Raw genomic sequence first — 12,590 nt, 5'->3', positions numbered from 1 at the left:
GGTGTTACATTCGGGTTTACCGTGATGGTCAATGTCGTTGTTAAAGCACATTGTCCGGCAGTTGGTGTAAAGGTATAAGTCGTGGTTGCCGTGTTGTTCAGCGCAGGCGTCCACGTTCCGGTAATTCCGTTGTTGGATGTCGTTGGCAATGCAGCCAATGTAGCTCCTGAACAGATCGGCGCTACGGCAGTAAATGTTGGCGTTGCAAGCGGAGTTATAGTAACCGTTACCGCTTTTCGAGGGCTCTCACAGCTGTTTAATGTCTGTGTAACATAATATGTACCGTTTGCCAAAAGCGTTGATGAGGCTAACGCCGAACCATTTACTGGAACATTGTACCATTTTATAGCGGTCCCTGTCGCGGTTAAACCGGCAACTGTTGTACCTGCGCAAAGCGTTTGTGTACTGGCAGCCGTAGGCATAGCAGTAACTGTGATATTTGTGGTGACAGCAAGCCTCAATAGAGATTCGCAAGTTCCGTTTGACTGAGAGGCGTAATACGTAGTGCCATTTACTAGCGGCGTATTGGAGGCCAAAAGATTTCCTCCCGTTGGAAAATCATACCATTTAATATTGGTTCCCGTAACGACTACATTGGACAACGTCGCGGCGTTACAGAATGTCTGCGTTGCTGTTCCTGTTGGTTTTGCCGGTTGAGAAGAAGTGCTTACAAAGCTATATGCCCTTGTCACTAAATTAAATGTGATATTATAAACACATGCCACGGCGGGAATGTTTACGCCATCCTGAGTTCCTGTTCCCGTTGGAAACGTACCACTACCCCAATTAATAACCCAACTGCTGTCCTGGCGGAATTTCACGCCGCCCGTCGCTAAAGTATAGTTATTTAAAGTATAGGTGATTCCGTCAGCTGTTGACATATAAATATCGGTGTCCCAACCCGAGGCGGCTTCACCAACAAGACTTATAACTGGTGTTGCACACGTAATCGATCTTGTCCTATTTACTTCCTCAGAACCACAGGACGAGTTTGTATGGATGAAATATCGGATCAGTCCGGAATTATTTCCTGAATACCAGGTTACCGGAGTAATTCCGCTTGCGTATACTGTATTTCCTGTGCTATTTGTTATTGTAATGTAGTCCGTGGAAACGGAACTCGTAAAAGTATACTGTTTGCCACTTGTTATAGTCACATTCGTAAATTCACCCGCCCACGAGCTGTTGGAAATTACTTCCTGTGCGCCAGAACATGCTGGTGAGAAAGTATTTGGAGGGTATACTCCAAAAGCACCCGCTGTGCCGTTGCAGCTAGAAAAAGAAACTGTCGTAAAACTTCCGCCTGCTACCCACGCACTTTGTGTAGAAGCGCTACAGGCCGACCTGATCCAATAAAAATAAGTCTGGTTTGGGTTTAAACCGGTAACGTTTGACTGTGTTGAATTATTAAAAGTCCCAGTAGGTGTCGTAACACCCGTCGGAGCGACGTTTACAGAGTTTAAATAATACTGATAACCACTGGCTGGCAGCGGGGTTGTATCAGTAAGATTCAAATAGGCTGAATTAGATGTAACGTTTGAAACCGAGAGTCCAGTTGGCGCACTACAAGGTGTTGCAGCCTGTGTCGTAAAGTTTCCGCCATAAACCCAGTTACTTTTTGAACTCGCAGAACAAACACAACGTATCCAGAAATAATACGTTGTACTTCCTGTCAAACCTGTTACGGTTTTAAAAGAAGTTGTAGAGGTTCCTGTCGCGGCAGTACTGTATTGTGGACTCGAAACGTTTGAAGTATCGATGTAATATTCATAACCCGAACCCGGAGTAGTAATACTGGACCAACTTAATAAGGCACTATTTGAAGTTACCGCGCCGCTAGCCAAACTGTTTGGGGAAGGACAAACACTATTGGTACATGTAATAAAACGGTTGCGATTGACATTCTCCACACCACAAGAAGAGTTGGTATGTATGTAATATCTTAAAATAGTAGCACCACTATCAATACTATAGATTACAGGCGAGACGCCATAAGCAAGTACCTGTGTTCCTGAAGCATTTGTAACGGTAATAAAATCAGTGGCATTTGAAGAGGAAAAAGTAAGTCTTGTGCCATTTGAAGCCGAAATATTTGTGTATTCTCCTCCATAGGCAACATTTGTAATTAACTCGGGGTTGCCTGAACATGAAGGTGTAAATGTTGCAGAAGGATATAATGTTCCATTGGTACAACCGTTCCCAGGGTTCTGTAGTGTCACGAAAATGACCGGGCCTAACCAGGCACTTTTTGTAGTGCCGCAATTAGAACGCACCCACCAGTAATATACCGTATTGGGTAACAATCCAGCTACCAATGCAGACATATTGTTAACGTTGGCGGTCGGGGTTGAAGTATTTGTCGGGGTAATATTCGATGTATTTACAATGTAGTCATACCCGCCGCTCGGAATATTGGAAACCATCCAATTTAGTATGGCACTTGAACTCGTGACATTTGTTGTAGACAACGTATTTGGTGTAGAACAGGAATCAATTGAAGTAATATACCTAATCCTGCCAACTGATTCTGTTCCACAAGCTGAATTGGTGTGAAGATGATATCGGATTACTCCTGTAGTGGCACCGGAATTCCAGACCAAAGGCGTCGTTCCTGTAGCGTAAACTGTAGTACCGGTAGCGTTGGTTATGGTGATGTAATCAGTAGCTACTGAACTTGTAAAAGTATATTGTTTGTTGGCGATAATATTTACGTTGGTAAATTCTCCTGCCCAGCTGTCCGTAACAATTTGTTCTAAACTTCCCGTGTTTAAAGGGGTGTATGTAGCTTCAGGATAAAGTCCGTCAGCAGCACCATTACAGCTTTGAAAAGGAATAGTTGTAAAACTACCGCCTGCAACCCAGGCGCTCTTTATGGAAGTACAATTTGACCTGATCCAATGGTAGTATGTCGTGCCCGCCGAAAGACCAGCAACATTCACAACCGCAGTGGGCGTTGACCCTGTCGCAGCGGTTGAAGCGAGCGGCGTCGTGTTTGAAGTACTAAAGTAGTATTCGTATCCGGAAGCTGGAGCAGGAACCGGAGCAGTCCAGTTAATCCTTGCAGAGTTGGACGTGATATTGGTAACGAATACGCCACTTGGAGATCCACAAGATGCTACTGTAGTGCAGGTAATGTATCGTATCCTTCCTACGTTTTCTGTAACACAGGCCGAAGATTTATGAATAAAATAGCGAATTACTCCCGAAATGCCTCCGGAATTCCATACAACAGGTGACGTACCGTTTACATAAATTGTCGCTCCGGTGGCATCCGTAACGGTAATGTAGTCTGTAGCGGTAGAGCTTGAAAAAGTGTACTGCTTATTCGTCAAAACATTGACTTCAGCATATTCACCTGCCCAACAATCGGTGTTGATTGTTTCGACAGCCCCTGAGCATGCCGGTGTAAATGCAGTGGGCGGATACATTCCTCCTGTGATACACTGTCCAAAAACACTTGGAATAAAAAACAATGCAGCCAATAAGCTTAGAAAAGTAATTTTTGATTTCATAAATTCTTATAAAAATTTGATAACACGCAAACTTAAACTTTTAAACACATATATCTATATTAAGCATATGCTATTTTATAAAAAAACATATGCTTTTATTATTGTAGTGCTTCATAACATAAGGGTTTAACCCGATTTGTCCTTTTCAATTTCTTCGATAAAGAATGAAGGGGAAATCCCTGTATATTTTTTGAAAATTCTTACAAAAGTTGCAGCCTCCCGATAACCAATTTCTTCCGCAATCGCTTGTAAAGTGTACTTCCTGAAGATGGGATCTTCTTTTATTTTTGCCAAAACGTAATTGATTCGAAGCTCCTGCGTATACTCTGAGAAAGTCTGTTTTTTGTAATTATTAAAATAGCTGGAAAGGTAAGTGGTATTCGTATTTATCTTTTTTGCGACATACGCCAGCCTAAAATCGGGTTTAAGGAAATCGTGTTTCTTTTCCATTTTTTTTAACCCATTTACAATTTTTTCAATGACTTCTTCCTCCACGGTTATTTTAGTGTTATCGTCAGCTTCATAGTCCGGATTTATCAATCCGCCGGTATTTTCTGGGGTAACCACGGCATTCTTTTCATTCAGTTTATTCATAAGCTCCAGATATTTCTGGTGTTGCCTTCGCTTCCTTCCCACATTAAAAACCCAATATCCAAAAAATGAAATGAGTAAAACCCCCGCAAAAATGATCAGTACGATGTTTTCAATTTTTTTCACATACAAATCATGCTTGATTTCTTTTGACTTGTAAAACCATTCCAGTTCATTGATTTTATCCCGTCGGTCTTTCGCATCACACAGCCGCTCATATTTATAGGAGAGGTCCTTATAATGAAGCGCTTTTTCAGCATCATTCAACGATTTATACATGTTGTACATGTTTTCGTTGTTTACATACAAGCTGTAATAATCTTTATTCTCCAACAACTTTTTCTGGCTCAATTCATAATAATAAATGCTGTTGGGCACATCATTTTCTGAAGTGTAGTAGTATAATAAATTAACATAATAATTTGGGTCAAAGAAATGGTATCGTGCGGATTCCGTAAGACATTGTTTTAGAACCTCAGGATTCGGTTTGCTTTTGAAATTCTCCCTGTTGAAAAGTGCCGCGTAATAAGCCTGATAGTTTCCTTTTTGACAAAAACGCAGTGCTTTGTCCATATTGGATATCACCAGATCTAAACTGTCATTTTCATATTTTTCATAATACAGGTACGCCTTATTGGAATAGTAATTACACCACACCAAGGAGTCGTTAAGCTGTTTAGCCAATGTATATTGCTCATCCAGGTATTCTGAAAACTTTTGGTCATGCGAAATGCCAAGCATCGAATAAATGAGGTTGTTCACGACGTTTTCGTGAAACTTAGGATTCCCTTTTTTGGTTCGCTCATAAAATTCATAATAGACCTTTTGCGCTTCGTTGTCGGACTTTGAATAATAATTGGCAGTGTATCGGAAGGTATTTGCAAAGTAATTCCCCACTTCATCGTTGTTCTGCTTTGCTAATTTTATGGCCGTCCTGGCTATGGAATCACACTGGGCTGAATTCCCCTGATAGCATAAGATCTGGCATTTTGCAAGTAACTTTGAAACAGCATCCTTGTCTTTTGGGTTTACGTTGGCATTTAATATTTTCCGCGTAAGGATTGTGTCATTGTAAATTGTGGTTTCAGTATTTGTCAACACCGAATCGTAGTGCTGAAAATCGGCACTAAAGTCCTGATGTTCCTTTGCGCAGGACACCATAATGATTAAAATGCAAAACGTGAAAAAGCGGGTCATTAAATTAGATTAAAATATGCGCTGTAATTTTGTATAAAGAAAATAAAAAAAACAATCAATCCCGCACAAGATACAAAAGGCGTACCGCAATATCACTGTCAAAAAATAACTACATTATTTGTATTATGCAGTGTACCGGAGAATTCCGGACTTTCGAGATGTTGTCAACTAAACAACAGTTTAACAGAAAAATAACCTACCCAAGGCAGCCGTTTTATTTTTCGGCATTATAAAAATGGCAAAAGCGACCATAGGCCGCCTTTACTTTCCAAAGTTTTATTGCAAACTGTATCCAAGATGTTTCAAATTCTACAACATCAATTCAGGGCTGAATATTGAATTTTTTAATAAATACAACCCCAGTTGCTGTTTCAATTCTCAAAAAGTAGCTCCCTGGTTGGACATTCCGGAAAGAATAATCATTTTCCTTATTTTTTAAAATGGCTATTTCTTTTCCAGGGAGGTCAAAAGCCTGAACTTTTTTAATTGCCAAATTCGTTTTTATCATGAAACGCCCCTGCGAGGGATTCGGGTAAATAATGGCCTCTAATTCCTGAAGCTCCTCATGGGACGTATCGAGTATTATGGCGCCGCAGCCACCGGTGGATTTCAGCCCGTAGTTGGGATTGTTTATGATATTATTCCCAAAAACGGTAAGATTGGAAACACTGCTCGTGGATGACATTTCGCGCACAGCGGAACAGTCAAAGTTAAATGTCCACGCGAGCCAACCGATGTTTCTGCTGCACGCTTGTTGCAGGATCTGGGGATAAAGCGTACTCAGATTTAAATTACCGCAACCGCCATCGTCCTGATTTGGTGCTATCTCTCCAAGGATGAAGCAAACGTTCGTATTTTGTGCTTCGTCCAGTTTGGTCTGAATTTGTGCAAGGCTGTTGGCGTAACCTCCCCAATACGCATGTGCAGAGAAGATTAGATTGTGCTCGGTATCAGCGGTATTCATGCTTTCCGCTACAGATAGGAGTTCAGTAGAAGACTGGCCACAATCAGGCGCATCAATCATAATCGGCACATGGATTCCGGCATTTCGCAGCGTTGCAATAGCAGCATTATAATTGGCCTTAAAATTATTTAGCGCTACCGCCTGGTTGTCAGACCAGCGAACATAATCAAATTCATTAGCCAGATTAATGATGATCCGGGACTGGTTGTTGTTAATCAGGCTGATTACAGCCGGGCTCGTCCAGAAATTCATCACTGCCGTATTGAAATGGTTCCAATCATTATTACAGGTGATGTAACTGTCGTCGTGGATGCTCAGGATAGGAATAAGGTTTTTGGTGATGCAATATGCGATGATATCGTTCAGATTTCCATTGGTTACATAACCGTTTACCGTTCCAGGTGTACCACCGTCTGATGTGATGTCACGCCAACTCTGGCCATTGCTATACCAGGGCAGGCGCACACAGTTGGCGCCGGTAAGGGCTACCTGGTCAATATAGGCATGTACTGAAGCGGCATCGGCAAGCGAAATATCACCCTGATTGATTAACGGATAGTTTACACCACGCAAAATTGCAGTTTGCCCGGTAGGATAGGTGAGGTTTTTACCCACAACTTTCATGGTCGTCTGAGAGAAGACAGAAGAATTAAGAAGCAGTAGTCCTAACCCTAAAAAGCACCTGATATTTTTCATGGTCAATTAGATTTTAAATGTTCCGCTTATTTTTCCGCTGGATTTGGCATCCGGCTTGGGGTTTTTCTGCCGGACAAGATACAGCTCACCCTGAAAACTCCCTGAAGCCTTCGCGCCTTTTATCACAATCGTAACAGTTCCCTTCATTTGATAGACGGAACCATTCAGCATGACGATTGATCCATTGTTCTTTTCTCCAAATTGGTGTGTACCGCTCGCCGTTCCCATGAAGGAAATGAGTATGGTGGAGTCCGGCGTCTTGTCTGCAATAAGGCTGCTCAAAACCTGATAATAGCCTTTTTTAGTGGTGTCCGTCATGGCTGCATCTTTGTAGGTTTTGCCCTTAAAGGTATAGGTAATACTGGCATTTGACTGCTGTTGTTGCTTCATTTTCTTAATCATCTCGTCGACTTTGGCGTCGCCTGTGGTTTGTGCGAAACAAACAGATGTCATGAATAGGGCAAAGAATAATAGCGCTGTATTTTTCATTTTGATTGTTTTTTCTCGGTTAATTGGAAAGTTGTATTTTTTAAAAATTGAATATTTTTTGGACCCGGTCCGTTATCATACCAATGGTACGCTGAAGGGTTGGATTATTTCTTTTCGTATGCTCCGGTACTTGGGTTGTAGATAATGGTACCGCCTTCAAATTTCTGTATGGTAAAATTATCGCGGGACGGAATTTCATCCGAGACAGGAAGTCCAAGATATCCGGTTTCCCATTTCTTCGATGCATAGTAGTCGAAGAATGGTCCCTTTTTGATCACAAACGCATTGGAAACATTCGGGTTTTCATAAATAAATCCTTTTTGAAATTCCGCGAAGTAGTACCGATACATTTTCGGATAGTTTTTATTAGGGGTTACCAAATCACCTAAATAAGAGTCAGTACCACCCGTTGCTTTCCATTTGGTATACAACCCGTAGGTGGAACGCATCGAATTAAAAATAACCTGGTAAGGGCCGGCCTTTACCGAAATCACTGCGCCAAATTCGAAGTATTGTACTGAGTTGTTGTTTTTGACGATTTCATCACCCACAGGATAGCCCAGCTTGCCTTTTTCCCAACCCTCTCGTTTCCATATCTCAATGATGCCTTTTGGGATGGCGAAAGTGCCGAGGTGCGGATGGAAATAAATCGCGCCACCTTCAAAGAAATTAAAGCGGCCATAACCGTCCGGCGTAGGCTTTTCATCAGTTACCGGAAAGCCCAGGAATGAATTTTCCCACCCAAGCGCGGCCCATTTATCCTTGATGGCACCATGAATTTCGTGTGCCCCGGTTCCGGGACTCCAATAAATGCTGCCGCCTTCAAAATGCTGGCCTGCCCCTTCTTTATTTGGTGTCCTGAATTCGTCAGAAACCGGCGCGCCAAGGATGAAATTCTGATTTTCCAAATGGCCACGTCCTTTTCCGTTCTTGTCCTTTACAACATCGCCCGTCATGAGTTTGTTGTAGGCCATTAATATGTCTCCCCATACCGCAAAAGCTTCCTTTGCCCCAGGTTTACAGAATACCGATGCGTTCCCGTTCGAAAATAGGGCATAATATTCAAATTTTCCATCATCAGCAACAGACAGCGGCTGGTAATTTATTGTAAATCCGTCGTCGCTTTTAAGGTTTAGTTTTTTGGCTTTACCGATGATCTGTTGTCTCGCATCATCAGGCAGTTTGCTTTTTCCGGCTTGCGCTGATGCGAAACTGTTGGCTAAAAGCACCAGACACACTACACTTATTATTTTTTTCATTTTAGTATTGTTTAAGAGTTTATTCACCTGCAATAAAATAAAGGTGGAGATACGGCATTACCCGATTTCCCTGCATTAACTCGCAGGGTACTACCTTGCGGACGGGTCAATTGTAGTATACCACGGCTCCTTTTTCAGGGCCCCAATAGATGGTACCGTGATCAAAAGAACAAACAAACGGAAGCCCGTCATAACTTACCTCGCGTTGGCGGACATCAGTTTTAGGAAAGCCGAGCTTCCCCGTTTCATAATTCAGTTCGCCCCATTTCGCCATAATCGGACCATACAACGAGTATACATTTTTGGTTTCCGGGTTGTAATACACCCAGCCTTTTTCAAATCGAAGGAAAAAGCCACCCTTTCCCGCTGTGGGCCTTGGCTTGGAAGATTCGCTGTGCACAGGTCCCAGATTGCTTGAAATGCCTTTTTCAAAAATCATGTCGCTAATGGATTTTTCGGTCTGCACCCTACTTTTAATTATGGGGCTCGTTTCTGCTTTGCCAGGGGCATTTTTGATCGTATCGGTTATCGGTTTTGCCGGTCCGGCGTCGAAGGCTTCGTTTGTGAGTACTTTGCATGATTTTCTTCCCGGATTCCAAAGGATTACCCCGTTCTGGAACCTGCTGTATGCGGTATAGCCCACTTCATTCCAGGTACTGAAAGTGGTCAGTTCTTTTTCGTCGGTAATCGGATACCCCAGTTTTTTAGCTTCGTAGCCCTGTCTCGCCCATTCCTTTAAGATTTCCCCACTGACTTCGTGCGTTCCTGTTGAAGGATGGTAATAAATCGCGCCTCCATTGTCGAAAAACACATATTTACCAATACCGTCCGGGCAGGTCTTTTCCCAATGAAGGGGCAGGCCGATTTTGCTTTTTTCTCCTCCCATGGCCACCCATTTTTCTCCGATAAGCCCGAATGGGATTTGGTAGTATTTGGTATTACAGGGAAACCTGCTGATATTGTAGTATTTCTGGATACCCAGTATGTCATCCGGAGATAACTCTTCGGCGTATCTTCCTAAGCAATCGGCACCAGCCTTATTATTTTTATCTTTGACTTCAATCGTGATATCTCCCTTAGTGACGGCAAAAGCAGTATAGTTGTAATGCATGATGGAGCAAAAATCATATTTGGAGTAGGTAGTTGTATTGCTTTCTTTCTGGAAATTGTGTTTTGCTTTGTCCTCAATCCGATCCATGTGGATGTTTATGTATTGATCCCGGTCGTGTCGGGACTGTTCGTGATAAATACCACTGGCATGAAGAAGTTCATGCATGACGACAGATTTGGAACTTTCGTCCCTTGATTTGATCCGTAAAAGCTGTTTTCCACCCTGCCATCCCACTAAGGAACTGGCAGCGCCAATTTCTTTCGGGTCGATCACAATCCTGATATAGTCTTTTTGGTTGGTGCGTTTTACGAATCGCAAGACGGTTTTGGCATTCAACTCGTCGAGTGCTTCCTTAACTGCCCCATAAACAGGACCGGTGATGTCAGATGATAATTCAACCGGAATCTCGCCATTTGGCCACCGCCATCGCTCTGAAGTCACGAGATAATCCGTGTCGTTGCGCCCCAGCGACTTATTCTGAACAGGCGGAATCAGCATCACGGGATCAATTACAATATCTCCGTTTAAGATAAAATGATCTCCGCTTTTCTGCAACACGAATTCCTGCAGGCCTTCCATGCTGGGCAAGTGGAAATTGACAGTCACAAATTGATTATTCTGTACCGCCATCAAATCGTTAAGTGTGTAGTCGTTCTTTGAAATATCGAACTTCACGCGCATCACTTTTGGATCAAGTGGCCTGATTTGTGCCATAACGCCAAAATGAAAGGCGATAAGCAATACTGTAATATGGTGTCTTTTGGTCATAATTTTTTTTATTGGTTAGACTTCTTTAGTTTGTCGGAGTAACTGACAGCCAACATCAGTAAGCCGAAGAGTAACATGAGTATGATTCCCGGTAATTCCTTCCAGTTTATGATGACGGCTTTTTGGGGTTCATTTTCTGGGTAGGCGACTGTGATTTTTTCGCCCAATTCATAGTTAAAAAGAACGAATAGCTGAGGAGCGTTGCTGTAGGTGCTGATTGCTTTGCCTGCATCCGTAAATTCGAAGAACGGACTTCGTCCCGATAGTGGTTTTGCTACCGAAGTAGCATGTTGTACCTTTCGGGCACCGTTGGCGCTTATCTTATACCCTGTTACAGTGGCCTCCGCTGTTTTTCCGGTGAACGGCAGCGATACCATTTTAAAAAGGATGTTGCCCCAGAATAGCAATATGGCGATGCCTGTCACCAACGTGATCAGGGTGACGATTTTTTTGTTGCGGATAATCATTTTGGCGCGTTACACTTTACTGATTTTCTGCGTATAGGTTCTTCCGTCTGCTAAAATTTTCAGGACGTAAATTCCCTTTGATAATTCGACGTTCAGGGGAATTTTCAGGATAGTGGTATCTAGGGAACCGTTATCATACCGAAGCACTTCTTTACCCAGAAGATCGTACATGACCACAGACACGTTCCCTTTTATCGCCTCCTGAAAATCAATGTGCAGCGTTTCGTTTACTGGATTTGGATAAATGCTTATGTTGTTGCCGTCTAAGTTGATTGTGCTCAGGTTAGACCTCGTAACGCTGAAGGTATCAACCCCAATATAGTTGCTGTTTCCGCCGTTTATACCGCCGTTAAGTACATAGTAGCGAAATGCAATCCTGCAATTGGTTTGGCCCGCCAGGCTGTTGATGACGCTGGTAAATTCAGTCCAGGTGGTGGGATAGGAAACATCGTCTAAATTCGGATTGACTGTCGCCAGCAAAGTGGTAAACGACCCGACGCTGTTCTCATCGGATGGGTAAACGGAATTTTCTCCTAATGCACTCAGCCTTACTTCGAGTCGGTCCGCGCTTACATTTGGGTTTTCTGCGGTCCGGGTCCAAAATGAAACCACATCCTGATTTTGTAAACTCATTACCGGAGTGATGAACCAGGAACTGATGGTGCCTACGGGGCCTGTTGAATTATAATTTGCGCCAGCATATTGCGTACCGCCAAATCCGGCCTGGGCATCAAAGACATTCGGATTTCCCTGAAACCAGCCCGATGGCTGCGCACCGATTGGGTTGCTTTTATTAAGGATGGTCCACAATGGCCTTTTTATCGTAAAGGTATCGATCCCTACATAATTGGAATTGCTCCCGCCGGGGCCGCCGTTGGTGACGAAATAGCGGAATGCAAATTTACACGACGTCGGACCTGATAACCCGCTTACCACCATATTGTATCTTGTCCAGGTTTGTGGATATACTGAGGTGTTCAGGTCAGGATTAATCGACAGCAACTTGTTGGTAAACGTCCCCAGGCTGTTTTCGTCCGTGGGATTAACGGAATTTTCGCCAGCAGTACTCATCCTGAATTCCAGTCGATCGGCATATTCGGTTGCGCCGGGGTCATAGAGCACTGTCCGCGACCAAAAAGTAATGATGTCTCCGTTCTGGACGGTCAGCTCCGGGGTAATCATCCAGCTGCTGATGGTACCCTGCGCGCCTGTGGAATTGAAATTAACCCCGGCATAACCATTGTTGCTCCCTGTCTCTGCGGTGAATACATTCGTTTCGCCCTGAAAATAGCTGTTGGTTAACGTGCCCACCGGGTTACTTTTGTTAAGCAGCAGCCAGCCATTGTTGGCTAATCCCGGGACGTCTTCAAAACCTTCAGTCAGAAGTGTCGTGCTTCCCGGCAGGTTGAAGATGTCTGTAAAATCTTCGCTGAAGACCGTCGTCTGGGCATCGGCCCATGCTATAAATCCAAACAGTAAAAACCCAAGTAATCTTATTTTCATAATGTAAAGTTTTTAATTTACCTCAAAAGTGTA

8 protein-coding genes are annotated in these 12,590 nt (G+C 43.2%); all 8 read right to left on the bottom strand.

Translation table 11 applies throughout. The features are described from left to right. Positions 1-3,512: fibronectin type III domain-containing protein (locus CFE23_RS01130; protein ID WP_291082754.1), on the bottom strand; the 3,512-nt coding region annotated here is incomplete at its 3' end. Positions 3,513-3,638: 126 nt separating this feature from the next. After that, positions 3,639-5,300 (bottom strand): helix-turn-helix domain-containing protein, encoded by a 1,662-nt coding sequence (locus CFE23_RS01125; RefSeq protein WP_291082751.1) that lies wholly within the window; start codon positions 5,298-5,300, stop codon positions 3,639-3,641. Between the two features lie 322 nt (positions 5,301-5,622). Next, a complete protein-coding gene (locus CFE23_RS01120) occupies positions 5,623-6,960 on the bottom strand; it encodes a cellulase family glycosylhydrolase (RefSeq protein ID WP_291082748.1) in 1,338 nt (445 codons plus the stop codon). A gap of 6 nt (positions 6,961-6,966) precedes the next feature. After that, positions 6,967-7,449 (bottom strand): hypothetical protein, encoded by a 483-nt coding sequence (locus tag CFE23_RS01115; RefSeq protein WP_291082745.1) that lies wholly within the window; start codon positions 7,447-7,449, stop codon positions 6,967-6,969. A gap of 104 nt (positions 7,450-7,553) precedes the next feature. After that, positions 7,554-8,708: a hypothetical protein gene (locus CFE23_RS01110; RefSeq protein ID WP_291082742.1), complete on the bottom strand. Its 1,155-nt coding sequence runs from the start codon at positions 8,706-8,708 to the stop codon at positions 7,554-7,556. Between the two features lie 106 nt (positions 8,709-8,814). Next, positions 8,815-10,587 carry a M12 family metallopeptidase gene (locus CFE23_RS01105; protein ID WP_291082740.1) on the bottom strand — a complete coding sequence of 591 codons (1,773 nt, stop codon included), beginning with the start codon at positions 10,585-10,587 and terminating at the stop codon, positions 8,815-8,817. 8 nt (positions 10,588-10,595) lie between these two features. Continuing rightward, entirely contained in the window at positions 10,596-11,054 is a 459-nt protein-coding gene (locus CFE23_RS01100; protein WP_291082737.1) for a DUF3592 domain-containing protein, read from the bottom strand. A gap of 9 nt (positions 11,055-11,063) precedes the next feature. Then, the gene (locus CFE23_RS01095) at positions 11,064-12,557 is read right to left on the bottom strand and encodes a choice-of-anchor J domain-containing protein (RefSeq protein ID WP_291082734.1); all 1,494 of its coding nucleotides are present in this window, start codon (positions 12,555-12,557) and stop codon (positions 11,064-11,066) included. Between the last annotated feature and the right edge of the window lie 33 nt (positions 12,558-12,590).

Origin of the sequence: Flavobacterium sp. BFFFF1 (assembly GCF_002256285.1) — a bacterium.
GTDB lineage: Bacteria > Bacteroidota > Bacteroidia > Flavobacteriales > Flavobacteriaceae > Flavobacterium.
The sequence above is the reverse complement of the archived record's forward strand: the minus strand, read 5'-3'. Positions and strand labels throughout refer to the sequence as shown.

Bases quoted from the DNA above. Each gene is read 5' to 3' on its own strand.
- CFE23_RS01125 (WP_291082751.1), bottom strand. From the start codon at position 5,300: ATGACCCGCTTTTTCACGTTTTGCATTTTAATCATTATGGTGTCCTGC.
- CFE23_RS01120 (WP_291082748.1), bottom strand. From the start codon at position 6,960: ATGAAAAATATCAGGTGCTTTTTAGGGTTAGGACTACTGCTTCTTAAT.
- CFE23_RS01115 (WP_291082745.1), bottom strand. From the start codon at position 7,449: ATGAAAAATACAGCGCTATTATTCTTTGCCCTATTCATGACATCTGTT.
- CFE23_RS01110 (WP_291082742.1), bottom strand. From the start codon at position 8,708: ATGAAAAAAATAATAAGTGTAGTGTGTCTGGTGCTTTTAGCCAACAGT.
- CFE23_RS01105 (WP_291082740.1), bottom strand. From the start codon at position 10,587: ATGACCAAAAGACACCATATTACAGTATTGCTTATCGCCTTTCATTTT.
- CFE23_RS01100 (WP_291082737.1), bottom strand. From the start codon at position 11,054: ATGATTATCCGCAACAAAAAAATCGTCACCCTGATCACGTTGGTGACA.
- CFE23_RS01095 (WP_291082734.1), bottom strand. From the start codon at position 12,557: ATGAAAATAAGATTACTTGGGTTTTTACTGTTTGGATTTATAGCATGG.